Here is a 25,275-nt window from a genome sequence, read left to right as displayed (position 1 = left end):
CCTCTGACCCCCGCACCGGAAGGAACCCTTCGTTGAGGATCACCGTGCTGGGAGCCGCCGGCATGGTCGGCTCCCGCGTCGTCGCCGAGGCCGCCCGCCGGGGCCACGAACCGGTCGCGGTCCACCGGCGGGCGCCGTCCGACACGTCCCCGACCGCCGTCGTGGCCGACGCGAACGACCCCGACCGCATGACCGAACTGTTCGCCTCCACCGACGCGGTCGTCGCCGCCACCCGACCCGCGCCGGGCCACGAACCCACCCTTGTCACGACCACGACGACCCTGCTCGACGCGGCGGCGAAGACCGGCACCCGCATCCTGGTCGTCGGCGGCGCCGCCCCGCTGCGGGTCCCGGGCGACCCCGACCGGATCGTCCTCGACAGCCCGGAGTACGTGCCGCCGGAGTACCGCGCCATCGCCGCCGCGAGCGCCGCGCAACTGGACGCCTGCCGCCCGCACCCCGCCGACTGGGTCTACCTCAGCCCACCCGCCCTCCTCGAACCCGGCGCCCGCACGGGCCACTACCGGCGCGGCACCACCACCCTCATCGCCGCCGCCGACGGCACCTCCCACGTCTCGGCCGAGGACCTGGCCGTGGCCATCCTCGACGAGCTGGAGAACCCGGGCGCGGATCGACACTTCACCGTCGGCTACTGAGATCCTCGGAGTCGATCAGGCAGCGCGAACACGAACGGCTTCCTCGCGGGGATGCGACGCCAGGGCGTTCCCGTCCTGACGTCGCAACCGTGACGTCGTTCAGCGGCGCGGCGGCTTCATCCGCAGGGGGACGCCGATCAGGTTGAGCGCGTTGATCAGCGACACCTGGGCGACGAGGTGGCCGAGTTCGGCGTCGTCCGGAAAGTGCTGCCGCGTGGCCGCCCACAGTTCGTCCGTGATGTCCTCCCGGCGGGTGGCGGCGTCGGCGTAGGCGAGCGCGGCGCGCTCCCGTTCGTCGAACAGCTCGGACTCGCGCCAGACCGGCAGTTGGAGGAGCCGGTCCTCGCTCACCCCGATCCGGCGCGCCTCGCGGCCGTGCATGTCGACGCAGAAGACGCAGCCGTTGAGCTGCGACACCCGCACCTTGACCAGTTCGCGCACGGTCGCGTCCAGCGGGCCGCTGCGGATCGCGGCGTCCGCCTGCTTGAAGCCGGCGTAGGCGTCCGGGGCGGCCTTGGCCAGGTTCAGTCGGCTCATGGTCTCTTCTCTCCCTGCTCCAATGGTGGGTCGTCAGGGAGACGAGGTGGGGTCCGCGAACGTGACCGCCTGGAGGTGAGCGAGTTTCCTCGGGTTGACCTGCCGCCGGTAGGCGCTGATCCGGCCGTCCGCGACCTCGATCGTGTCGACGGAGTACACGCGGCCGTGCCGGTGGCCCACCAGCGCCGGTTCGCCGCCCACCTCGACGAGGTCGATGCGGTCGGTCCGCCACTGCCGTCCCACCCGCGTCAGCACCTCGGCGATCCGCCGGCCGCCGTGGATGAGCTTGCGGGCGGCGAAGATCTCGCCGCCGCCATCGGTGGTGTAGACGGCGTCCGGGTGCATGAGCGCCACGAGTCCGGCGAGGTCTCCGGCCTCGTAGGCGGCGCGGAAGGCGACGAGCAGGCGTTCCCGCTGGGCGCGTGATGCGGCCGGCGCCGCGTCCCTGGCGGCGGCGACCCGCCGCCGGGCCCGGGAGGCCGCCTTGCGGGCGGCGGGCACCGAACCGCCGAGCACCTCGGCGATCCGGTCGAAGGCCAGGCCGAACACGTCGTGGAGCACGAAGGCCACCCGCTCCGGCGGCCTCAGCTCCTCCATGACCAGCAGCATCGCCGAGGACACCGACTCGTCGACCAGGACCTGTTCGGCGGCGTCGGGGCCGGTGAGCAGCGGTTCAGGCAGCCAGGGTCCGACGTAGCTCTCCCGCCGGACCCGGGCGGACCGCAGGACGTCGTAGGAGCGCCGCGCGGCGACCGTCACCAGCCAGGCCCGCAGGTCCGCGACCCCGCCGAGGTCGGCTCCCGCGGCCCGCAGCCACACGTCCTGCGTGACGTCCTCGGCGTCGGCGACGCTGCCGAGCAGCCGGTACGCGACCCCGAAGACGGCGGGCCGGTGCGCCGCCCACTCACTACCCGACAACCACGTCGTCTCGTCCATGCTGTTCCGAACCTCCCGACGGGGAACACGCGCCGGGCGCCGTCTCATCCCCGGACCGGGCCGGCCGCTCGCGGTGCGCGCGGCCGCATGACCGGCGGACGGTCAGTTCCGGCTGCAGCAGCACCTGGCGTTGTGGCAGGGGTCCTTCGCCGGCGAGGCGGTCGAGGAGCAGGTGCGCGGCCTGCTCGCCGAGGCGTCGTTTGGGTGGGGCGACGGCGGTGAGGGGGACCTCGGCCAGGGCGGCGATCTCGTCGTCGTAGGCGATCAGGGCCAGGTCCTCGGGGGTGCGCAGGGCGCGTGCGCGGAGGCGCTGGAGCAGTTCGATCGCGTCGTGGTCGGAGTGGACCAGGGCCGCGCGGGTGCCGGTGTCCAGGCAGTGGTCGATGAACGCGTCGTACCGGCGGCCGGTCTCGGGGGAGCCGAGGGCGGGGCGGCCGGCGTCCAGGACCGGGGCGGTCGGGTCGAGTTCGAGGCGCTGCACGGCGGCGGCGTGGCCCTCGCGGACCAGGGGAGCGGTGGGGCTGTCCGCGAGGTAGAGGGCGACGCGCCGGTGGCCGAGGTCGCGCAGGTGGCAGACCGCGCGGTAGGCGCCCTGGCGGTGGTCGGAGACCACGAACTCGCAACGCGAGTATGGGTCTTCGGGCTGGCGCTCCAGGAGGACGAAGGGCCGGCCGGTGGCGCGCAGCGCGGTCAGGGTCTCGGTGGGCAGGTAGTGGCCGCCGGCGGTGGCGACCAGCAGGCCGTCCGCGCCCGAGGCGCGGAGCTCGTCGAGCTGCGCCAGGTCGCGTGAACTCCCGTAGTCGGCGAGTGCGATGACGACCCGGGCGCCGCGCCGGGCGGCCACGGCGCGGACGCCGGCCAGCACGCTCGGGTAGTAGTAGGTGGCCGAAGGCACGAGCAGGCCGATGGTGCGGTCGGGGCCTTCCGCCGCCGGCGCCGGCACGGGGATCGCGCCGCCGCGCACCTTGGTGAGCCGCCCCAACTCCGCGAGCTCCGCCAGGTCCCGCCTGATCGTGCCGGCCGAGACGCCGAAGCGGGCCGCGAGTTCGGTCACCCGCACCGCGCCGCTGGCGCGCAGCTCGCGCAGCAGCAGCTCCTGTCGTTGTTCGACGAGCAGCTCCGTCATGACGCCGGAGTCTACTGCACGGTCCTGCACATTCATTGATAGTGATGCGCAATCTTGCGCACTTCTATTGACTAGTTGGCGGTCGTGGTTAAAGGTGCGGTGGCACACATCACAAAGGAGCCGCCTTCGTGTATCAGCGCATCCTCGCCGCAGTGGCGGCGGCCCTGCTGCTCGCCTCCTGCGGGATCGGCGGCGGCGCGTCGGGCAACGACGGCGACGGGCCCACCGTCATCACGTACTGGTCCTGGATCTCCGGATCCCAGGAGATGGTCGACCGCTTCAACGCCACCCACGACGACATCCAGGTCGTCTTCGAGAGGGTGCCGGCCGGTACCGCCGGCGGCTACTCCAACATGTTCAACGCCGTGCGCGCCGGCCGCGCCCCCGACGTCGTCACCGTCGAGTACCCGCAGCTGCCCGGCTTCGTGACGCAGCAGGTCGTGCAGCCACTCGAACCGTTCGGACTCGACGAACTGGAGCCCGAGTTCCCCGACTGGACCTGGCAACAGGCCGCGCTCGGCGGCCGGTTGTCCGCCCTGCCGCTCAACATCGGCCCGACCGTGCTGTTCTACCGGGCCGACCTGTTCGAGCAGTACGGGTACGAGCCGCCCACCACCTGGGCCGAGTACCGCGCCACCGCCGAGCGGCTGCGGGCCGACCACCCCGACGCCACCATGACCAACTTCGGCTCCAACGACGCCGCGCTGTTCGCCGCGCTCGCCTGGCAGGCCGGCGCCGAGTGGTTCGACACCGCAACCGGCCACTGGCAGGTCAACGGCGTCGACGAGCCGACCACCCGGGTCGCCGAGTACTGGGAGTCGCTGATCGCCGACGACCTCGTCACCGTGGGCCCCACCTTCGAGGAACAGCACGTCACCGCGCTCCAGGAGGGCACCTCCCTCACGCTGATCGGCGGCCCCTGGACCGCCGCCAACATCTCACGCTTCGTGCCCGAACTCGCCGGCGCCTGGGGGGCCGTGCCGCTCCCGGCCTGGGACGAGGGAGCCGCGACGAGCGCCAACTACGGCGGTTCCGCGCTCGCCATCCCTCAGGGCGCCGAACATGGCGAGGCGGCGGCCGAGTTCATCCGCTGGGCCGCGACCTCACCCGAGGCCGTCGACGCCATCGCCGGCGTCAACACCTCCTACCCGGCCCACCTCGGACAGGCCGAGATCTGGGGCCCTGGCATCGAGGCCGCCAACCCGTTCGTGGACGGCATGAACCTGCCCGAGACCGCCGCCGCGGCCGCCGCCACCGTGGACCCCGACTGGGAGTGGGGCCCCGACATGACCGTGGGCTTCGCCCGCCTCGTCGACGAGACCACCACCGGCCTCGACCGCCCCGGCGGCCTCGGCGACGCGCTGCGCCGCTGGCAGGACGCCACCCGGGCACAGCTGCGGCAACGCGGCTTCGACGTCAGCGGCTGAGCCGGCCAAGAAAGGACCCCGAACCGTCATGGCAATCGTCAGTCAACAGCGGGCGGCGGGCACCGGCGTGGGCAAGCGGCGCCGGCGCACCGGCGGCGTGCTGCTCCTGCTCGGCCCCTTCTTCCTGCTCTTCTCCTTCACCTACGTCATCCCCATCCTCTACGGCCTTGCCCTCAGCCTGTTCCGCGAACGCTACGACGGCATCGGCTGGGACGGACCGGAGCGCGTCTTCGCCGGGCCGCACAACTACACCCGCGCCCTCACCGACCAGGACTTCCTGGTCGGCACCGGCCGCGTGCTGCTCTACGGCCTGGTCTACGTGCCGCTGCTGATCGCGCTCGCCGCCGCGCTCGCGCTGCTGCTCGACACCACCCTCACGGCGGCCCGCCGCTTCTTCCACACCGTGCTGTTCCTGCCGCACATCGTGCCGGGACTGATCGCCGCCATCGTCTGGGTGTACCTCTACACGCCGGGGCTCAGCCCGGTCATCGACGCGCTCGAATCCCTGGGCGCCGAGGTCGACTTCCTCACCGGGCCCAACCTGCTGTTCTCCCTCGTCAACATCGCCGTCTGGCAGTCCATCGGCTTCAACGTGGTGCTGATCTACGTCGCGCTGCAGGCCGTGCCCCGCTCCACCGTCGAGGCGGCCACGATCGACGGCGCCGGCGAACTGCGCACCGCGCTGAGCGTCAAGCTGCCGCAGGTGTTCCCCGCGATGATGGTCGCCACGTTGTTCACCATCATCGGCTCGCTCCAGCTCTTCACCGAGCCGACGATCGTCCAGAGCTCGGCCGAGTCCTCGGTCACCTCCACCTGGACGCCCAACATGCTCGCCTTCTCGGCCGCGTTCAACTCCAACGACTACCACTACGCGGCCACCGTCTCGGTGTTGGTCGCCGTGCTCGCCGGGATCCTGTCCTTCGCCGTCACCACGTTCGCCAACCGCAGGAGCGCCCGATGACCGACGTGCTGCCGGCCCCGCCGCCCACCGCCGAGGAGCGGCGCCCCGCGTCGAAGCGCGCGCCCAGGCCCGGCAACGCCTGGTGGCTGCGGCGCGGAACCGCCACCACGATCACCGCCATCGCCGCCGTCTACACCCTGCTGCCGCTGGTGTGGCTGCTGTTCGGCGTCACCAAGACGCTGCCCGAGCTCTACGGCAGCAACGGCTTCGCGCCGTCCGCCGGCTTCCACGTGCTGGACAACGTGCGCGACCTGTTCGCCCAGGACGGCGGCCTCTTCGGCCGCTGGATGCTCAACACCGCGCTCTACGCCCTCGGCGGCGCCGCCGTCGCCACCCTGCTCTCCGTCGCCGCCGGCTACGCCTTCGACAAGTTCGACTTCCGCTGGCGCGAGAAGTGGTACGCGCTGGTCATCGGCGGCGTGCTCATCCCGCACACCGCGATCATCGTGCCGCTCTACCTGATGATGGCCGAGATCCGGATGACCGACACCGTCTGGTCCGTGCTGCTGCCCGTGATGGTCAACCCGTTCGGCGTCTACCTCGCCCGCGCCTACTCCTCCGGCGCCATACCCGACGAACTGCTGGAGGCCGCGCGCCTCGACGGCGCCGGCGAACTGCGCACCTTCTTCTCCGTCGGGCTGCGGCTGATGGCACCCGGCGCGCTGACCATCTTCCTCTTCCAGACCATCGCCATCTGGAACAACTTCTTCCTGCCGATGGTGATGATCACCGACAACGACCTCTTCACCATCGGCCAGGGCCTCTTCACCTGGAACTCAGCGGTCGGCCAGAATCCCGACTACACCCGGATGGTCGTCGTCGGCTCGGCCGTCGCCACCATCCCGCTGATCCTGCTGTTCATCCCGCTCCAGCGACGCTGGCGCGCCGGTCTCGCGGAAGGCGGCGTCCGTTGAACCACCTCCCGACCGAAGACCCGACCGAAGACCCCGCACTCTCCCCGCACACCGGCTGGACCAGGGCGCACTGGGAGACGGCCGCCGACCGACTGCTCGCCGCCGTCCGGCCGTTCGCCAACCCCAGCGGCTCGCTCATCCGACTCCCGGGGCCGGCCAGCGGTTCCGGGGAGTGGAGCGACGGACTCGAGGGCTACGCCCGGACGTTCCTGCTCGCCTCGTTCCGCGCCGCGCACGCCGAGCCCGAGCACGCGGAACGGATCCTCGCCCCCTACGCGGCCGGGCTGGCCGCCGGCACCGACCCCGACTCCCCGGAACGCTGGCCAAGCCCGAGCGAGACCCGGCAGGCCAGGGTCGAGGCCGCCTCCGTGGCCCTCGCCCTGCACGAGACGCGCCCGCTGCTGTGGGACCGACTCCCGGAGCGGGTGCGGGAGAACACCGTGCGCTGGCTCTCCGAACTGTCCGGCGTCGAGGTGCCGCCCAACAACTGGGTCTGGTTCCGGGCCGTGGTCGCCGCCTTCCTCCGTTCCGTCGACGCCCCGCACGCCGCCGCCGACATCGCGCACGCCATCGAGGCGACGGACTCCTGGTACGTGGGCGGCGGCTGGTACACCGACGGAGGCACCGACCGCTTCGACCACTACAACGGCTGGGCCATGCACCTCTACCCGCTCTGGTACTGCCGGATCTCCGGCGACCACGAGCCGCTGGCCCGCTACCGGGAGCGCCTGCGGGCCTTCCTCGACGACGCCGTCCACCTCGTCGGCGGCGACGGCGCGCCGCTCTTCCAGGGCCGTTCCCTCACCTACCGGTTCGCGGCGGCCGCGCCCTTCCTCACCGGCGCGCTGTTCGACGCCACCCCGCTGCCGCCCGGTCTGACGCGGCGGGCGGCCAGCGGCATGCTGCGGCACTTCCTCGACCGGGGCGCCGTGGAGGAGCGCGATCTGCTGTCGCTCGGCTGGCACCGCCGCTTCGAGGCGATCAGGCAGAACTACTCGGGCCCCGCCTCGCCCTACTGGGCGAGCAAGGGCTTCCTCGGCCTGCTGCTGCCGCCCGACCACCCGGTGTGGACCGCGACCGAGGAGCCGCTGCCGGTGGAACGCGGCGACTTCACCCGCGAGATCGCCGCGCCTGGCTGGCTGGTCAGCGGCACCGCGGCCGACGGCGTGGTCCGCGTCGTCAACCACGGCACGCTGCGCGCCCCGAGCGGCCGCGACCCGTTCTACGCACGCCTCGCCTACACCACCCACACCGCGCCGGAGCTCGGACCGCCCGATCCGGCGGTGGACTTCCGCCTGGACGGGGACGCCCGACTCGGCGACGCCGGCCCCGACAACCAGGTGGCGCCGGGGACTCGTGCCGGCCTCGAACGCGTCGCGCTTGACGACCGGGTCGCGATCTCCCACCACGGGGCGCTGACCGTGGCCTCGGCGGTCCACGGCCCCTGGGAGGTGCGGGTGGTGTCGCCCGACGAGGCGGCGCGTGGCCGCCGGCTGCGGCTCGGCGGCCACGCGCTGGCCGCCGACCGCCCGCCGGCGGAGCCACGCCCCGGCGTGGTCCGCCGCCAAGACGGACTGACCAGCGCGCTGCTGGTCCTCCACCCGCCGGCCGAGCCACCGCCGGCACACCGGGCGGAGGGCACCAACCCGTTCGGCGCCCACAGCGCCACCCCGTGGCACGAGGCGCCCGCCGAGGGCCCCGTCGCCGTGGCGGTCTTCCTCGGCCACACACACGACGCCACGCTCCCGCCCGCGCCGCGCTACGACCCCGCGACCACCGAGGTGCGGTGGTCCGACGGCACGTCCGCCCGCGTCACCCGGGACTGAGCCACCACGGTCTGTCGGCCGTGGGCCGCCGTTGTCCCGGCTGAGCCGTGCGGTTGTCGCCGGTCTGTGGGCCGTCCGCCGCAGACGCCCGGTGGGCCTCGTTGTGCCGGCTGAGCCGTGCGGCCATGGGCCGCAGACTGCCGCCGGCCGCGTTGACTGACGTCAAGACCGCCGGCTGCGGTGCACCGCCCCGGCGCTCCGCGCCGGTGGCCGGGCCCGCGGCGGCTTCGCCGCCGAGCCACGCCTCCGTGCCGTGCCACCCACCCGCCCACTGGCGGGTGGGTGGCACGGCACGGCCACTGTGGGTGGCGCGGTTGTCGCGGTTCTGTCGTCCGTCCGCCAAGGAGGCCCGGAGGGCGTCGTCGCCCCGGGCCGAGCCGTGCGGCCGTGGCCGCGCCGATTGCCGCCGGCTGAGCTGACTCCCGTCAAGCCACCGGCTGCGGGACGCCGTTGTCCCGCGCGGAGCGCGCCCCGCGGAGCGTGTCGCTGTTCACCGTGCCCAGCGGGTGCGCGCCCAGCGTCAGGCGATGCGGAGGTGAGGCGCTCCATGGTCGCGTGACTCGTCGTCGTGGTCGATGTGCGTGTCGAGCGTGGCCAGTTGTCTGACGACGCCCGCGTAGCCGTGGCGGCGAGCCAGTGACGTGGCCTGCCGTGCCCACTGGGCGCCCTCCGGGGTGTGCTGGGCGGCCGAGGCGAGGCCGGCCAGCGCGTGGAGCTCGCCGCGCCGGAAGCTGAGCCCCCTGGCCTGGGCCAGCGCCGCCTGGTGTTGGGTGATGGCGCCCGTGGTGTCACCGAGCAGGGTCAGCGTCCTGCCCACCGCGTTGCGCGCCTCGACGTGAGCCCACCGGTCGCCGTTGTTCTCGGCGGCGCTCAGCCCCTTCTGGCAGGCGATGCGCGCCCGGTCGCGCTCCCCGAGCGCCGCGAGGTGCGTGCTCAGATACGCCTGCCCCAGCGCGATCGGCCGCGGCAGCTCGCCCGCCAACGTCACGGCGGCCTCCAGGGACGTCACCGCCGCCTCCTGGTCGCCCAACGCGCCGAAGACCACGCCGAGTTCGGCCCGCAGCACGGCCATCATGGGGAGTGCCCGGTGCGCGACGGCGAGCCGCAGCGCCGTCCGGTAGGCCCGTTTCGCGAGCTCGGGCCGGCCCAGGTCGAGGTCGACCCGGCCGAACGCGGCGAGTGCGAGCGCCAGCCGAAGCGGGTCCTGGAGCCTGCCGTACCGGCGGACGGCATCCGCCAACAGCTCGTGCGCCTCGGTGAGATCGCCGGTGAGCCACCGGGAGCGCCCCAGGTGCTCGTGGGCGGCGGCCAGCGGCCCCGGCAGGTCGTGCTCCCGGCCCAGGGCGAGGGCGTGCAGGGCGTGCTGCTCGGCCTGTTCCATGCGCCCCGCCGTCAGCATGGCGTCGACGAGGCTGATGGAGAGCTCCGCCTCGGCCTGCCGGTCGCCGGCCCGGCGCGCCGCCCGCAGCCCGGCTTGGGCGCCGGCCAGCCACTCGGGCATCAGGCTGTGGTGCTTGCACATGCCCCACAGCCGCTGGGCGAGCATCCAGGCGGCGGGGTAGGGGCCGTGCTCGGCCGCGTACTCGGCGAGCGGGGCGAGGTTCGCCAACTCGGCGACCGGCGGCCGCTTCCGGTCGGCCCTGGCCCGCAACTCGTCCTCGGCCGTGACGATCTCGCCGGCCGATGCGGCGACGAACAGCCGCCCAGAGCCGCCGTCGAACACCGAGGCGGCCCGCATCGACCAGGCGGTCAGCCGGTGGACGGCCGCCTCCCGCTCGGCGTGCGGCTCCTCGGCGAGCGCCCGCTTCCGCGCGTACTCGCGCAGCAGGTCGTGCGGGAAGCGGTAGATTCCCGGCGCCTCGGCCTCGATCAGGTTGGCGGCGACCAGCGAGTGGAGCACCCGCTCGGTCTCCGCGGAGTCCGAACCCGCCACCACCGCCGCGCCCTTGCGGGTGAGGTTGGGGCCCGGAACCAGGCCGAGCCGGCGCAGCACCCGGCGGGCCGTCTCGTCCAGGGTGCCGTAGGAGAGGTCGAGCGAGGCGGAGAGCGACAGGCCCTCGTCGCCGGGAATGGCGACGCCGGCCAGCGGGCCCTCGGCGGCCAGCTGCCCGGCGACGGTGTCAAGGCCCTCGGATCTGACGGCCGCGCCGGCGGCCACCAGGCGCAGGGCGAGCGGCAGGTAGCCGCAGAGCCTCGCGATCTGGGTGGCGGCCGGGCCGACGGCGGCCGGGCCGAGCATGGCGCGCAGCAGGTGCTCGGCCTCCCGCGCGGAGAGCACGGGAAGCACCACCCGCCGGGCGCCCTCGCGGGCCACGAGGCCGGGGAGCCCGCGGCGGGTGGTGATCAGCACGGCGCAGCCGCGCGATCCGGGGAGCAGGGGCCTGATCTGGTCGGCGTGGGCGGCGTTGTCCAGCACGACGAGTACTCGCCGCTTGGCGAGCAGGGTGCGGAAGAGGTCGGAGCGTTCCCGAGTATCGGGCGGTACCCGCTGCGCGGGGATGCCTAAGGCGCGCAGGAATCCGCCCAGGATCTCGGTGGGATGGGCCGGCCCGAGTTGGTCGAAGCCGCGCAGGTCGGCGAAGAGCTGCCCGTCGGGGAAGTCGTCCGCGACCTGGTGGGCGCAGTGCACGACCAGCGCGGTCTTGCCGACGCCGGCGGTGCCCTCCACGTAGACGATGGGCATGCCGTCCGAGCGCAGCAGGCTGGTGATCTGCTCGACCTGCCCGCGGCGGCCGGTGAACCCGAAGGCCTCGTGGGGGAGTTGGGCGGGCACGGCAGTGGGCACGTCCTGCGTGGTCTCGTCGGCGACCTGTTGGGTGGCGCCGGAGAGCACCTGTTGGTGGGCCGAGCGGAGCTCAGGGCCCGGGTCGGTGCCGTACTCGTCGGCGAGCCGGCGGCGGATGCGGGCGTAGACGTCCAGGGCCTCTATCTGTCGCCCGGACTGGGCGAGGGCGCGCATGAGCAGCCCGTGCAGCCGCTCGCGCTGCGGGTGCTCGGCGGCGAGCCTGACCAGCTCGGGCACCGAGTCGGGGCCGCGGCCGAGCAGCAGGCCGAGCGCGTACAGGTCCTCGAAGGCGATGAGCTGTTGCTCGGCCAGGCGATCGCGCTCCAGTTCGATGCCGGGGCCGTCGATGCCCTCCGCGAGCGGCCCCCGCCACAGCGCCGTGGCCTTGGTCAGGGCTTCAGACGCGGTGTCGGCGCGGCCGCCCGCCCGGGCGGTGCGCGCGGTGGCCAGCAGCTGCTCGAACTCCCAGAGGTCGAAGCCGTTCCCCGGGTGGAGCGAGTAGCCGCCGGAACTGAGGGTGATGGGCGCGCTGTCGGGGAGGCAACGTCGCAGCCCCGACACGTATTTCTGTACCAGGTTCACCGCGTGGGCCGGGGCGTCGTTGCCCCAGACCGTGGTGATGACCCGCTCCGCCGAGACCGGACGTGGCGCGCGCAGCAGCAGTGCGGTCAACACCGCTCGCTGGCGTGGCGGTCCCAGCGGTATCTCGTTTTCCTCGCGCAGCGCTCTGACTGGTCCTAGAACCTCGAACCGAACACCATCGTGACTCACGACAACCCCCGTATCGATCACGACTTTTCCGAATTGGTCACTTCGGCCGTACGTTCCGCTGATGTGTGGAGCATAGGCGACGGAACGCGTCATCACTCAGTGGTTACGCGGAGTTCATAGTCACGGCCGTCAGCCTTTCTTCAGTGGCGCCTTCAGGGAGCTTCAGCGTTTCTTCCAACGGCCGGTCAGCGGTCCCCGCCATGGTCGCTAGGCGGGGCGTCGACACGATGCCCCCGTCCCCAGGACCCGGTAAGGAGAGCACGGCATGACCCTGCCCACGAAACTCCCCTCGGCCTCGTCCCGCGACCGACTCAGGTACGACGCGACCGTCCCGCGTGCGCTGGTGCACCGGGCGTCCGTCGCCGAGGTCTTCATCACCGACTCGGTCGCGGCCGCGACCAACGGGATCGGCAGAGCTGAGGCCACCTTCGAGGTGGCCGCCCAGCTGCCCCGCGGACACCTCATAGGCGAGCGTTCCGCGACCTACGACTTCCTGCTCATCGTCGAGGTGCTGCGGCAGTCCGGCGTCTTCGTGGCCCACCGCCACCTCGACGTCCCGCTGGACTCGGCCTTCATCTTCAAGTCGATGAACTACCAGGTCCGCTCCGTCGACGCGCTGCGCATCGGCACCAAGCCGGCCCACCTCGTCATCTCGCTCGACGTGCGGGCCGAGCGCAACCGCGCCGGCCGGGTGCTCGGCTTCGACTTCGACGCCGTGATGTTCGTCGACGACGTGCCGGCCCTGGAGGCCAGCGGCGGACTGGTCTTCGTCAGCAAGCGGGCCTTCAGCATGCTGCGCGCCAAGGGCCGCGACCGGGTGCGGTCGGCCGCCCCGGGATCGACCCTGGTCTCCCGCCTCGCGCCCGCGTCGCCGGTCGCCCTGGGCCGCCGCGACCCGCGCAACGTCGTGGTGACCGAGCCCACCGTCGACCCGAGCGGCAACGCGCGCGCCCGGCTCGTCGTGGACACCCAGCACCCGCACCTGTTCGACCACGAACTTGACCACGTGCCGGGCAACCTCCAGCTCGAGGCGGCGCGCCAGCTGGCGGTCGCCGCGGTGGCCAGGCTGCACGGGCTCTTCCCCGAGCAGCTGCTCGTCACCGAACTGCGCGCGCACTTCCCCGAGTTCGCCGAGCTCGACCTGGCGACCACGGTGGACGCCCGGGTGGGCGGCGTGCGGCAGTCCAAGGCGGTCGGGCTGCTCTCGGTCCCGGTCGACATCGTCCTGGAGCAGATCGGCAGCACCGTGAGCGAGGTCGCCGTGGAGGTGGCGCTGTGGGCCTGACCGGCCGATCCGGGATCACCACGCTGGTGTGCGACTACGGCGGCGTCCTGACCAACCCGCTGCTGGAGACGTACCAGGCGTTCGCCGACCGCACCGGCATCCCCCTGGAGACCATCGCCGCGGCCTTCGCCGCCGCGACCAGGCGGCACGGCGCGACCCCCATGGGCGACCTGGAGATCGCGGCCATCACCGAGGCACAGATGGTGCGGCGCGTCACCGACGAGATGCCGCCCGAGACCGCCGACCTGTTGGAGGGGCGTTCGTTCGGGGAGCTGTGGTTCCTCGGCAGGCACGCCAACGAGGAGCTCGTCACGTTTCTGCGGACGGTACGGGAGGACGGCCGTCGCGTGGCGCTGCTCACCAACAACGTGCGGGAGTGGGAGCCGCGTTGGCGGGCGACGCTGCCCGTCGACGAGCTCTTCGACCTCGTCGTGGACTCCTCCGTGGAGCGGGTGCGCAAGCCCGACCCGGAGATCTACCGCAGGCTGCTCGCCCGGCTCGACACGGAGCCGAGCAGCTGCCTGTTCGTGGACGACACCGAGGAGAACCTGCTGCCGGCGCGTGAACTCGGCATGCACACCGTGCTCTTCGACAACACGAGCCAGGCGGTCAAGGAGATCGCCGCGCTGCTCGGACTCGACCCGGACCACATCCCCGAAGGAGTCGGCGCATGACCGAGGACCGGACCGTACTGATCGCGGGAGCCGGGCCGACGGGCCTGACCGCCGCCTGCACCCTGCTGCGGCAGGGCGTGGACGTGACCGTCGTCGACCGGCGCAGCGGCCCGGCCACCGCGCCCAAGGCCATCGTCACCTGGAGCGGCGCCCTGGAGGTGCTTGACCGGGTCGGCGTGGCCGAGCGGGTGGCCGAGCGCGCCCTGCCGCTGTCCGGCGCCTCCTACTGGTCGCGCGGCCGCAAGGTCGCCGCCGTCACCTTCGGCGGCCTCCCCAACACCCGCTTCCCCGGGCCGCTGAGCGTGCCGCAGCCGGTCATCGAGGAGCTGCTCTACGAGCGTCTCACCCAACTCGGCGGCACCGTGCGGTGGCAGACCACCGTGCGGTCCGTGACCTCGGTGGGTGGTGACGGGCAGGAAGGTGCGGAGGTCACCCTCGACGAGCACGAGGGCGGCGAGACCACCGTGCGGGCCCGCTGGCTGATCGCGGCCGACGGCATGCACAGCACCGTGCGCGGCGAGCTCGGCGTCCCCTTCGAGGGCGACACCTACCCGCGGGACTTCCTGCTGGGCGACGTCGTCCTCGACGCGGCCGGCGGCGCCCCGCTGCCGGAGGCCGAGGCGCAGTACCACCTCACGCCGGACGGCGTGCTGGTGGTCGTGGCGCTGCCCAAGGGCGGCCACCGGGTGTTCTTCGACCAGCCGGCCGGCACCAGGACCGACCGGCCCACCACCGAGGAGCTCCAGCGGCTGCTCGACGAGCGCGGCCCGGGCCGGTGGAAGATCGGCGAGTCCTGGTGGACCAGCAGGTTCCAGGTGCACGCCAGGGTCGCCGGCGCCTTCCGGCACGGCGCCGTGTTCCTCGCCGGGGACGCCGCCCACGTGCACAGCCCGGCCGGCGGGCAGGGGCTCAACACCGGCGTCCAGGACGGCTACGACATCGGCTGGAAGCTGGCCGCCGTCTGCCGGGGCGCCGACGAGTCGCTGCTCGACAGCTTCGAGGCGGAGCGCCGGCCCACCGCCGTGCGGGCCGTGCGCAACGCCGACCGGCAGACCAGGTTGTGGATGGTGCGCAACCCGGTGGTGCGGGCCCTGCGCGACACCCTGCTGCGGCGCCTGTCAAGGAGCGGCGCCCTGGAGCGCCGCCTCATCCCCGAGATCGCCCAGATCGACCTGGACCTCAAGGAGAGCCCGGCCGTGGCGCGGGACCCGGCCGGCGACGGCATCACTCCGGGCCGCCGGATCCCCGACACGGTGCTCACCCCGGTCCACGGCGCCAGGGCGGCCACCCTGCACGGCTATCTCGCCAACGGCCGGCACGCCGTCGTGGTCTTCGACGACGGCACCGCCGGCGGGCGCGCGGCCGAGGCCGCCGAGCAGGCCAGGACCCGCTTCGACCGGGAGGCCGTCGACGTGCTGCTCGTCACCTCCGGTGGGGTCCCCGGCGCGGCCGGATACGACGTGGCCACCGCGAGCGAACGCCGCACGGCCCAGGCCGTCTACGTCCGCCCGGACGGCTACGTTGGCGCCCGCCTGCCGCTCGACGGCGCCCGCTCGCTCGGTGAACTCCTCGTCCGGGTACCGGAGTCGGCCGACACCCCGGCCGGCGACGCCAAGGGACGGCGGTGAGCGGAACCGTGGCGAAAACCCGACCGAAGGACCCGGCCGCCAGACCCAGGTGGCCCCGGTTCGTGCTGCTGCTCGCGGTGCTGTTCATCATCGACGCGGTGCTGGTCGGCGGCGACGTCGCCGACCGGCTCCTCAACGGCGGCACCGAGGACGAGGGATCCGAGTCGGCCCAGGCGACCCAGCTGCTCGAGGACGCCTTCCCGGCCAGTGAGCCCAACCTGGTGCTGGTCGTCAGCGCCACGGACGGCGGCACGGTCGACGACCGCGCCGTCGCCGCCGACGGCATCCGGCTGGCCGAACGCCTCGCGTTCCAGCCAGACGTCTCCGGCGTCACCTCCTACTGGGCCACCGGCGCCGAGCAGTTGCGCTCCGAGGAGCGCGACCACGCGCTGATCCTGGCCCACATCGAGGGCACCGAGGACGAAGCCCAGGCCGTCCTGGAACGGCTCGAACCCGACTTCCGCGGCGCCCCCGAGGGCACCGAGCGGGTGGAGGTGCGAATCGGCGGCACCGTTGCCGCCATCGGCGAGGTCCAGGAGACCATCTCGGAGGACCTGCTCACCGCCGAACTGATCGCCCTGCCGCTCACCCTCATCATCCTCATCCTGGTGTTCGGCGGCGTGGTCGCCGCCCTGCTCCCGCTCGGCGTGGGCGTGGTGGCCATCCTCGGCACCAACGCGGCGCTGCGCGTCGTCACCGAGTTCACCGACGTCTCGATCTTCGCGCAGAACCTCACCACCGCGCTCGGCCTCGGCCTGGCCATCGACTACGCCCTGCTGATCGTGCGGCGCTACCGCGAGGAGCTGGCCGGCGGTCTCGCCCCGCGCGAGGCCGTCGCCAGGACCGTGCGGACCGCCGGCCGCGCCGTGCTGTTCTCGGCGCTCACCGTCGCCGTCTCGCTGTCGGCGATGCTGGTCTTCCCGCTCTACTTCCTGCGCTCCTTCGCCTACGCCGGCATCAGCGTGGTGCTGCTCGCCGCCGCCGCGGCCCTGGTGCTGCTGCCGGCCGTGCTGCTGCTCCTCGGCCACCGGGTCGACGCGCTGCGCGTACGGCGGCGCCGCGCCCCGGCCACCGCCGCCGTCACCGACGACGGCGGCGCCTGGCGGCGGATCGCCGCCACCGCGGTGAAGCACGCACCGCTGGTGGCGATCGGCACCACCGTCGTCCTGGTCGTCGTCGGACTCCCGTTCCTGCGCGTCGAGTTCGGCACCACCGACGACCGGCAGCTGCCCGAGACGGCCGAGGCCAGGGTGGCGCAGGACATCATCAGGGACGATTTCGACTCGAGCGCCACCGCCACCGTCGAACTCGTCGCCCGCCAGGCTGACTCGGAGCGCGACGCGGAGGGCATCGAGGCGTTTGCCCTCCGGCTCTCCGAACTGCCGGGCGTCTCCTCGGTCGACAGCCCGGTCGGCACCTACGAGGACGGCGTGCGCACCGTCTCCGAGACCCCGGCCCACGCGCTGCGCGCCCACGAGGGCATGAGCCACCTGTCGGTGGTGCCGGAGTCCGGCATCGAGGTCAGCTCGGCCGAGGCGCAGGAGATCGTGCTCGGCGCCCGCGACCTGGCGGGCCAGGCCGACTTCCGCGCCTTCGAGACCATGGTCGGCGGCGACGCGGCCGTGCTTGAGGACAGCAAGCAGGCGATCTCCTCGCGGCTCGGCTGGGCGCTGCTGATCATCGTCGGCGCCTCGCTGCTGCTGATGTTCCTGCTCACCGGCAGCCTGCTGATCCCGGTGATGTCGGTGGTGCTCAACGCGCTGAGCCTGTCGGCCATGTTCGGCGCCGTCGTCTGGGTCTTCCAGGACGGCAACCTGTCCGGGGCGCTCGGCTTCACGGCGACCGGCACCATCGAGGTCACGCTGCCGGTGCTGATGTTCTGCGTCGCCTTCGGCCTCTCCATGGACTACGGCGTCTTCCTGCTCTCCCGGGTCACCGAGGAGTACCGCCGCACCGGCGACTCCCCGGGCGCCATCGTGGCCGGCGTGCAGCGCACCGGCGGCGTCATCACGGCCGCCGCCCTGATCCTGTCCGTGGTGCTGGTCGCCATCGGCACCTCCCGCATCACCAACACCAAGATGCTCGGGCTCGGCGTGGCGCTCGCCGTCATCGTCGACTCGACGCTCGTCCGCGGCCTGCTGCTGCCCGCCGTGATGCGGCTCGGCGGCCGGCTCACCTGGTGGGCGCCAGCCCCGCTGCGCCGCTTCCAGGAACGGTTCGGCCTCCGCGAGGAGGTCCCCGAGCCGCCTGGGCCGCCGTCGACGGCCGGCGAGCCACCGGCCAGGCCGCGGAAGCAGGAAGCCGTACTGGAGGACGCCCCATGAGCGGCGCGAACCCCCCTGCGGCGGCCGGCCGCACGGGCGGCCGTGCCGGCGGCCACGGCTCCCGGCACGGCGGGGCGAAAGGAGAGGGCGAGTGAGCCAGAACGCACCCCACCGCGTCGTCGTGAGCGGAGCGACGGGGCTGCTCGGCACGGCCGTCGTCGAGCAGTTGCTGACCGAGGGGCGCGAGGCCGTGGCCCTGGTCCGCGACCCGGACAAGGCGCGGCGGCTGCTGCCCGACCACGAGAACCTGTCCCTGGCCGTCGGCGACGTCAACGACCCGGCCAGCTACCGCCCCTGGCTGGTCGGCGCCGACGCCGTGATCCACACGGCGGCCTACTTCCGCGAGTACTACCAGCCGGACCCCGACCTGCCGCTGCTGTTCCGCACCAACGTGGATGCGGTGCGACAGCTGCTGCGGGAGGCGGTGGACGCCGGGGTGCCGGTGGTGGTGCACACCAGCTCCATCACCACCCTGGCCCCGGGGACGCAGGAGGCGCCGGCCGACGAGTCGGCGCCCCCGCCGCCCGGCTGGGAGCGCAACTCCTACCGTGCGAGCAAGGTGCGGGCCGAGGAGTCGATCCGCGAGTTCTGCGCCGACGAGCCGGGCCTGCGGGTGCCGATCGTGCTGCCCGGCTGGATGTGGGGCCCGCGCGACGTCGGCCCCACCTCGGCCGGCCGGCTCTTCCTCTCCGTCGCCAGACGGCAGCTGCGGGCCGTGCCCAGGGCGGGCAACCACGTGGTGGACGTTCGCGACGTGGCCGCGGCGCTGCTGCGGGCGGCCGAGAGCGGCGAGAGTTTGCGCCGCTACATCGTCGCCGGCCGCTGGCAGCGGCTGGCCAGCACCGTGGGCGGGGTGGCCGAGTCCGTCGGCGTGCCGGCGCCCCGCGAGGTGCCGGCCGGCGCGGCCCTCGCCTTCGCCACCGTGCTCGAACTCTCGGCCAAGCTGCGGCGCCAGCCGCCCATCGCCACCCGCGAGGGGGTGCGGGTGCTGCTCGACGGCAACCGCACCCGGATCACCTCCGCCCGCGCCGAGCGTGAACTCGGCGTCTCCTTCCGCCCGCTGGCGCAGACCTTCGCGGACGAGGCCGCGTGGTACCGGGCCGCCGGGATCCTCGACTCGACCAGGGGGGCCGCCGCATGAGCCAGCGCACGCTCCCCCGTCCGCACGCAGCTAGGAGGCCGTAGACATGCCCCGCAGTATGCCCCGTTGGATGAAAGGCAAGAACATCGCCCTGGGGACGGCCGCCACGCTGCTGGCGCTCAGCCCCGCCTACTGGGCCCTCGCCGTCGCCTCCGAGCCGCCCACCGTGGCCGACCCGGTCGCCGAGGCCAGGGCCGCCGAGGTCGACGCCGAGGCCGCCGCCCAGGCGACCCAGGAACGGATGGCGGCCGCCGACATCGTCGACGTGCCCGTCTCCTTCACCGTCGTCAACCAGAACCGCACCCTCGCCGCCTGTGCCGTGGACGGCGAGACCTACACCATCCGCGGTCATCTCACCGCCCCCCGCGCCCTGTTGGAGGGCGAGGCGGCCGGCGAGGAGACCCCGATCACCCTCTACGAGCACGGCATCGCCGGCGGCGAGTGGTACTGGCGGACCGATGCCGAGGGCTACCACTACGCCGAGGAGCTCGCGCTGCGCGGCCACGCCTCGTTGACCATCGACCGGCTCGGCTACGACTCGAGCGACCAGCCCAACGGGCTCGGCTCCTGCATCGGCGGCCAGGCCGACATGGCCCACCAGATCACCGAGCAACTCCGCGACGGCTCCTACGAGGTCGGCGACCCGGACGCGCTGCCCGGCGACGAGACCCCGTCGTTCGAGCGGGTCTTCCTCGCCGGCCAGTCCAACGGCGGCCAGATCATCCAGATCGCCGCCTACTCCTTCCACGCCGTCGACGGCCTGATGATCATGGACTGGACGGACCTCGGGCTCACCCCGGAGGCCAACGCCCGGTTCTTCACCTCGCTCCAGACCTGCCTACGTGGCGGCAACGACGGGTACGCCTACTACGACCTCGGCACCGAGGAGTTCGAGACCGGCAACTTCACCGAGACCGAACCCGAGGTGCTCGAACTCTCCCTGCCCCTGCAGAACGCCCACCCGTGCGGCGACATGGTCTCCCAGCTCGGCGGCGTGCTGATGGACGTCCAGCACGTCTCGGAGATCGACGTGCCGGTGCTGTTCATGTACGGCGCGGAGAGCGCCCGCGTCGAGGGCGGCGAGGAGCACCGAGCCCTGTTCACCAGCAGCCCCGACACCGAGGTCGTCGAGATCCCCGGTGCCGGCCACTACATCAACCAGGCGATCGAGGCCCAGCAGGCCTTCGACCTCGCCGCCGACTGGCTCGACCGGCAAGGAGGTTGAGCCCGACAGCAGCCGTCGGCCACTGCCCGAAGCGGGCAGTGGCCCGGCTCGACCGCCAAGGCGGTTGAGTGACGACGGCAGCCGCCGGGTCATCGCCCAGACGGGCAGTGGCCCGGCTTGATCGCGACGGCGATCGACCACCCCACAGCCGTTGGCCGTTGCTCAAGTGGCCAACGGCCCCGTTGACACCGAGGAGTCACGTTCATGTCCGCATCACCGCCGCCGCTGAGTCGGCTCGGCGGCCTGGCCACCCGGCGTCGCCGCGCCGTGCTCATCGTCGGGGCGATCCTCTTCGCGATCGCCGCCGCGATCGGCGCCGGCGCCCAGAGCGCCCTGTCGCTGTCCCGCTTCGAGGCGCCCGGCTCGGAGTCCGACCGAGCCGAGGACGTACTGCGCGAGGAGTTCGGCGACGGCAGCCCCAACTTCCTGCTGCTCGTCACGGCGAAGGAGGGCACGGTCGACGACGCGGCGGTGGCCGATGCGGGCAGAGCGCTGACCGAGGAGCTGGCCCAGGAGCCGATGGTCACCACCGTCGGCTCCTACTGGACCCGCGGCAACACCCCGACCCTGGCCAGCGAGGACCGCTCCCAGGCCCTGATCGTCGCCTGGATGGCCGGCGACGCCACCGAGGTCCGCGAGGAACTCGCGAACGTCTCGCCCGAGTTCACCCGGGACGAGGCGCTGATCACCGTCCAGCCAGGCGGCCAGGACGAGATCTTCCGGCAGGTGAGCGACGAGTCGCGGCAGGACTTCCTGCGCGCCGAGGCCGTCATCATCCCGGTCGTGCTCGTGCTGCTCGTGTGGGCCTACCGCCGCTGGTCGGCGGCCGGACTCACCCTGGGCGTCGGCCTGTTCTCGGTGCTCGCCACGCTGGCCATCCTGCGCGGCGTCACCGCGTTCGTCGAGGTCTCCACCTTCGCCGCCAACCTGGCGCTGGTGCTCGGCCTCGGACTCGGCATCGACTACAGCCTGTTCGTCATCGCCCGCTTCCGGGAGGAGAGCGCGGCCGGCCGCGACAAGCTGGACGCCGCGGCCCGCACCGTGGAGACCGCCGGACGCACCGTGCTGTTCAGCGGCATCACCGTGGCCGCCTCGCTCGCCGCGCTGTTCGCGTTCCCCTTCCCCTTCCTCCAGTCCTTCGCCTACGGCGGTATCGCCGTCGTGCTGACGGCCGCGTTCGGCGCCGTCGTGCTGCTGCCGGCCGCGCTCGCCGCCGTCGGCCACCGGGTGCTGCGGCCCCGTCCGCCGGCCACCACGACCGACGTGACGCAGGGTCGCTGGTACCGCTCCACGCTGCGCGTGATGCGCCGGCCGCTGCTCTACGGCCTGCCGGTACTGGTCGTGCTGCTGGCACTCGGCGCTCCGTTCCTCGGTGCCCAGTTCGGCCTGCCGGACGAGCGGGTGCTGCCGTCCGACGCCGCGAGCCGGGTCACCCAGGAGCAGATCCGCGAGAACTTCCCGACCGAGGTCACCGACGGCCTGCAGATCGTCGCCACCGGCGTCGCCGAGCCGACCGGTGCCGACACCGACGAGTACGCCGCCCGGCTCTCCGAACAGCCGGGCGTCTTCCAGGTGGAGGGACCGACCGGCACCTACGTGGACGGCGGCCTCGTCGCCGAAGCCCCGGCCGACCTCGCGCGGTTCGCCACCGAGGACGCCGTCCGGATCACCGTGCTCGCCGACCGGGCCGCGCTCGAGGGCGACATGACAGAACTGGTCGCCGACATCCGTGCCGTCGACGCCCCCTACGACGTGCTGGTCGGCGGATTCCCCGCCGCCATGACCGACTTCAGGGAGGCCCTGCTCGACCGGCTCCCGCTGGTCGTCGCCATCATCCTGGTGGTCACCTTCGTCATCATCTTCCTGATGACCGGCAGCGTGCTCATCCCGGCCAAGGCCACGGTCGCCAACGTCCTCAGCCTCACCGTGATGTTCGGCTCCCTCGTCTGGGTCTTCCAGGACGGCAACCTGTCGGGCCTGCTGGACTTCACCCCGGCCGGCAGGATGGAACCGAGCATCCCGATCCTGATGTTCTGCATCGCGTACGGGCTCTCGATGGACTACGAGGTGTTCATCATGGCCCGCATCAAGGAGGAGTACGACCGCACCGGCGACAACACGGCGGCCGTGGCCGCCGGCATCCAGCGCAGCGCGCCGCTGATCACGGCCGCCGCCGGCATCCTGGCCCTCACCTTCGCCGCCTACGTCACCGGCAGCGTGGTCTTCCTGAAGCAGCTCGGCGTCGGCATGGCCCTCGCGGTCCTGGTCGACGCGCTGCTGATCAGAACCGTCCTGGTCCCCGCCGCGATGCGCCTGGCCGGCGACGCCAACTGGTGGGCCCCCGGCCCGCTCAAGCGGCTGCACGAACGCTTCGGCCTCCGCGAGGCACCACCGGCGGCCCTGCCGGCCCCTACGGCCGAACTGGCGGGCAACAAGCGGTAGTTCTCTGAGGCCGCGCGCCGCCGCCGGCCTCGTTGGCCGGATGGGCCGGCGCCCCCCTGGCCCCGCGGCGGAGCCGCGGGGCCAGGGGCGTCCGCGCAGCGCCGCGCGGTCGCCCCACCGGACCACGGACCCGGACGCCTGGGCGCCCCGCACCGGTCGGCCACCCCGGCCGCCGGCGTGCCCACACCCGACGGCGGCGAGGGCCGGCGGCCCTCCGGCCCCGGGCAGCTCCGCCGCTCGGCCAGGGCCTCCGGCTCCGCCGCCGGGCCGGCGGCTTGGCGCCGCGTAGGTCACCCGGTCATGGCCTTGGCCGCGTAGGCCGCCCGCCAGGGCCCGGCCTCGCCGCGCAGGTTGCCCGGCTAGGGCCCGCGTAGGCCGCTCGGCCAGGGCCCGGTCCGGTCCGAAATCCGCACGCGCCGCGAAGTCCGCCCGTGCGACACTGCCCGCCATGCCTCGTGCGACCGAAGAGACGCCACTGACCGGTGGCAACGTCAGCGCCGGCGTCGTCCGTGCCGGCGACACCGTGCGCCGCCCCGCGGGGCCGTGGACCCCGGCCGTGCACGCCCTGCTCAGCCACCTGCACGCGGTCGGCTTCCGCCACGCGCCCCGCCCGCTCGGGATTGACGAACGCGGCCGCGAGGTGCTGACGTTCGCGCCGGGTGTCACGCCGTGGGCCCACCGGATGGACCTGCTGGCCCCCGCCGACCGCCTCGCCCACGTGGCCCGGCTGATCCGCGACTACCACGACGCCGTCGCCGAATTCACCCCGCCGCCGGACGCCGACTGGCGGCCGGTGATCCCGGTCGAGAACCCCGACATCATCGCCCACCACGACCTCGCCCCCTGGAACCTGGTCGTCGACGAGCCAACCGACACCTGGACGATCATCGACTGGGACGGCGCGGGCCCCGGCACCCGGCTGTGGGACCTGGCCTACGCGGCGCGCGGCTTCGTCCAGCTCACCGCCAACCTCGCCTACCAGTACCAGGATCGGATGGCCGCCGCCCGCCTGCGGACCTTCGTGGACGCCTACCGCCTCGACGAGTGCGAGCGCCGCGCCCTGGTGCCGCTGCTGGTCACCCGCACCCGCGCCATGCACGACTTCCTGCGCGACCAGGCGGCGCAGGGCAACGAACCCTGGGCCACTCACTGGCGCACCGGCCACGGTGACGCCTGGCGGTCCGACGCCGAATACGTCGAGCGGCGCACCGCGTTGTGGACGACAGCGCTGCTGGACTGAGCTGAGCGCCGACGCGGAAGGGCTCAGCGGCTTTTCCAGTCGGCCGCGAAGGCCCGGGCCGGGTTGTCGACGAACATCGCGTTCGCCACCCGCGCGCCCAACTCGCGCTCCACGCGCGGACGCAGCGTCGTCAGCAGGAACGGCAGTCCCGGGCCCTCGCCGCCGGCCGTGGCCCGGGCCCTGGCCGTGGTGGTGTCGCCGCCGAGCAGCAGCCGGTCGGCGTGGCCCGCCTCGCAGAGCGCCGCCAGCGCGTCCAACAGCCGCCAGTCGGTGGCGTGGTGGGCGCGCGACGGGCCGTCGAACGCCAGGAAGGCGCCCGCCTCGGCCGCCTGCCGGTGCACCCGGGGATCGGGGGAGCGGTTGAGGTGGCCGAGGATCACCCGTTCAGGCGGCACGTCCAACCGCTCGCACAGCAGCGCGAGTACGTCCATCGCCGCCGTGCCGCCCTCCAGATGCACCCCGATCGGCGCGTCCGTCGCGTGGTGCGCCTCGGCGGCCGCCGTCATCACGGCGCGGGCGTGCGCGTCGAGCCCGTGGAAGGCGCCCGCGACCTTGATCATGCCGGCCCGCGCCGTCCCCATGGGGGCGTCCGGGTCGTCGTCGTTGCGCAGGCCGCGCACCAACTCGTCCACGAACAGCTCGGCGAGCCGCCCGGCCACCCGCTCCGTCAGCAACTCGCCCTCGTGCGCCACCTGGTGGAAGCCGGTGGCCGCGATCACGTGCACCCCGGCCGCCCGCGACACCTCGCCGAGCCGACCCGCCCTGCGCCCCATCCCGAACGGCGTCCACTGCGCCACCGCCTGCCCGCCGGCCGCCGCGAACGCCCGCAACTCCTCGACCGCCGCCACCGGATCGTCCAACTCCTGACCAGGCAGCAGCGCAGAACGCAGGAACAGATGGTCGTGGGCGTCGCATACCCCCAGCTCGCCGGGGTCGATGTCTCCCAGGACCGTGCGGATCGTGAGGGCGTCAGGCATGCCCGCATGGTAGCCGGGGGCGCCGGGGCGCTACCGGCTGGTTGCGTCCGGTTACCGGACGCCAACTTGATGGACAATCGGGGGCCCCACCCGGAGGATGTGACCTCATGAGCCACGACCAGCGCGACATCGGACCCGTCCTCGTCGCACTGGCCGACCCGACGCGCCGGATGCTCCTCGACGCGCTGCTCGAGGCCGGCGAGGCCAGCGCCACGACGCTCGCCGGCCGCCTCCCGGTCTCCCGGCAGGCCGTCGCCAAGCACCTCCAGGTGCTGTGCGACGCGGGCCTGGTCGCCGGCGGCCGGGCCGGTCGGGAGGTCCTGTACCGGGTGCGCCCGGCCCCGCTCGACGCGTCGGCGCGGTGGCTCCACGAACTCTCGGCCACCTGGCGCCGGCGGCT

General features: G+C 73.4%; 19 protein-coding genes. 14 read left to right on the top strand and 5 right to left on the bottom strand.

Features of this window, described 5'->3' with window-relative positions; translation table 11 throughout:
- The first annotated feature begins 32 nt into the window (after window positions 1-32).
- Window positions 33-656 carry an NAD(P)H-binding protein gene (locus E1265_RS13570; protein ID WP_132930554.1) on the top strand — a complete coding sequence of 208 codons (624 nt, stop codon included), beginning with the start codon at window positions 33-35 and terminating at the stop codon, window positions 654-656.
- 99 nt (window positions 657-755) lie between these two features.
- Here E1265_RS13570 and E1265_RS13565 read toward each other — a convergent pair whose 3' ends face one another.
- Genes E1265_RS13565 through E1265_RS13555 form a run of 3 tightly spaced genes read right to left on the bottom strand, consistent with a single transcriptional unit; the run spans window position 756 to window position 3,255 of the window.
- Window positions 756-1,193: a carboxymuconolactone decarboxylase family protein gene (locus E1265_RS13565; RefSeq protein WP_132930553.1), complete on the bottom strand. Its 438-nt coding sequence runs from the start codon at window positions 1,191-1,193 to the stop codon at window positions 756-758.
- Window positions 1,194-1,226: 33 nt separating this feature from the next.
- Entirely contained in the window at window positions 1,227-2,129 is a 903-nt protein-coding gene (gene sigJ / locus E1265_RS13560; protein WP_132930552.1) for an RNA polymerase sigma factor SigJ, read from the bottom strand.
- Window positions 2,101-3,255, bottom strand: coding sequence for a substrate-binding domain-containing protein (locus E1265_RS13555; RefSeq protein WP_243740760.1), 1,155 nt, complete (start codon window positions 3,253-3,255; stop codon window positions 2,101-2,103). The genes sigJ and E1265_RS13555 overlap by 29 nt, the downstream gene beginning before the upstream one ends.
- Window positions 3,256-3,383: 128 nt before the next feature.
- Here E1265_RS13555 and E1265_RS13550 point away from each other — a divergent pair, with 128 nt between their 5' ends.
- The 4 genes from E1265_RS13550 to E1265_RS13535 are packed head-to-tail and all read left to right on the top strand — an operon-like array spanning window position 3,384 to window position 8,383.
- A complete protein-coding gene (locus tag E1265_RS13550) occupies window positions 3,384-4,682 on the top strand; it encodes an extracellular solute-binding protein (RefSeq protein ID WP_132930551.1) in 1,299 nt (432 codons plus the stop codon).
- 28 nt (window positions 4,683-4,710) lie between these two features.
- Window positions 4,711-5,643 carry a sugar ABC transporter permease gene (locus E1265_RS13545; RefSeq protein WP_132930550.1) on the top strand — a complete coding sequence of 311 codons (933 nt, stop codon included), beginning with the start codon at window positions 4,711-4,713 and terminating at the stop codon, window positions 5,641-5,643.
- A complete protein-coding gene (locus E1265_RS13540; protein WP_132930549.1) occupies window positions 5,640-6,557 on the top strand; it encodes a carbohydrate ABC transporter permease in 918 nt (305 codons plus the stop codon). Before E1265_RS13545 ends, E1265_RS13540 begins: the two co-directional genes overlap by 4 nt.
- Entirely contained in the window at window positions 6,554-8,383 is a 1,830-nt protein-coding gene (locus E1265_RS13535; RefSeq protein ID WP_243740759.1) for a DUF2264 domain-containing protein, read from the top strand. The genes E1265_RS13540 and E1265_RS13535 overlap by 4 nt, the downstream gene beginning before the upstream one ends.
- 520 nt (window positions 8,384-8,903) lie before the next feature.
- On the opposite strand, the gene E1265_RS13530 is transcribed toward E1265_RS13535, so the two are convergent.
- Complete coding sequence (locus E1265_RS13530; protein WP_132930548.1) at window positions 8,904-12,032, bottom strand: BTAD domain-containing putative transcriptional regulator; 3,129 nt, start codon at window positions 12,030-12,032, stop codon at window positions 8,904-8,906.
- 172 nt (window positions 12,033-12,204) lie between these two features.
- On the opposite strand from E1265_RS13530, the gene E1265_RS13525 reads away from it, so the two are divergent.
- From E1265_RS13525 to E1265_RS13490, 8 genes are all read left to right on the top strand, one after another.
- Window positions 12,205-13,224, top strand: a complete 1,020-nt coding sequence (locus E1265_RS13525; RefSeq protein WP_132930547.1) for a ScbA/BarX family gamma-butyrolactone biosynthesis protein — start codon at window positions 12,205-12,207, stop codon at window positions 13,222-13,224.
- Window positions 13,215-13,898 (top strand): HAD family phosphatase, encoded by a 684-nt coding sequence (locus tag E1265_RS13520; RefSeq protein ID WP_243740758.1) that lies wholly within the window; start codon window positions 13,215-13,217, stop codon window positions 13,896-13,898. The genes E1265_RS13525 and E1265_RS13520 overlap by 10 nt, the downstream gene beginning before the upstream one ends.
- Window positions 13,895-15,526 carry an FAD-dependent monooxygenase gene (locus E1265_RS13515; protein WP_132930546.1) on the top strand — a complete coding sequence of 544 codons (1,632 nt, stop codon included), beginning with the start codon at window positions 13,895-13,897 and terminating at the stop codon, window positions 15,524-15,526. Before E1265_RS13520 ends, E1265_RS13515 begins: the two co-directional genes overlap by 4 nt.
- 8 nt (window positions 15,527-15,534) lie before the next feature.
- Window positions 15,535-17,850, top strand: a complete 2,316-nt coding sequence (locus tag E1265_RS13510; protein ID WP_243740757.1) for an MMPL family transporter — start codon at window positions 15,535-15,537, stop codon at window positions 17,848-17,850.
- Between the two features lie 91 nt (window positions 17,851-17,941).
- On the top strand, window positions 17,942-18,991 hold the full coding sequence (locus tag E1265_RS13505; protein ID WP_165953742.1) for an NAD-dependent epimerase/dehydratase family protein: 1,050 nt from the start codon (window positions 17,942-17,944) through the stop codon (window positions 18,989-18,991).
- 70 nt (window positions 18,992-19,061) lie between these two features.
- Complete coding sequence (locus E1265_RS13500) at window positions 19,062-20,216, top strand: alpha/beta hydrolase (protein WP_132930543.1); 1,155 nt, start codon at window positions 19,062-19,064, stop codon at window positions 20,214-20,216.
- Between the two features lie 204 nt (window positions 20,217-20,420).
- Window positions 20,421-22,658, top strand: a complete 2,238-nt coding sequence (locus E1265_RS13495) for an MMPL family transporter (RefSeq protein ID WP_132930542.1) — start codon at window positions 20,421-20,423, stop codon at window positions 22,656-22,658.
- A gap of 448 nt (window positions 22,659-23,106) precedes the next feature.
- Window positions 23,107-23,898 carry an aminoglycoside phosphotransferase family protein gene (locus tag E1265_RS13490; protein ID WP_132930541.1) on the top strand — a complete coding sequence of 264 codons (792 nt, stop codon included), beginning with the start codon at window positions 23,107-23,109 and terminating at the stop codon, window positions 23,896-23,898.
- Between the two features lie 23 nt (window positions 23,899-23,921).
- Here E1265_RS13490 and E1265_RS13485 read toward each other — a convergent pair whose 3' ends face one another.
- Window positions 23,922-24,875, bottom strand: a complete 954-nt coding sequence (locus tag E1265_RS13485; protein ID WP_132930540.1) for a phosphotriesterase — start codon at window positions 24,873-24,875, stop codon at window positions 23,922-23,924.
- Window positions 24,876-24,982: 107 nt separating this feature from the next.
- On the opposite strand from E1265_RS13485, the gene E1265_RS13480 reads away from it, so the two are divergent.
- Window positions 24,983-25,275: metalloregulator ArsR/SmtB family transcription factor (locus E1265_RS13480; RefSeq protein ID WP_132930539.1), on the top strand; the 293-nt coding region annotated here is incomplete at its 3' end.

Origin of the sequence: Streptomyces sp. 8K308 (assembly GCF_004348315.1) — a bacterium.
Lineage (GTDB): Bacteria > Actinomycetota > Actinomycetes > Streptomycetales > Streptomycetaceae > Streptomyces.
This window is presented reverse-complemented; position numbering and strand designations above follow the sequence as displayed.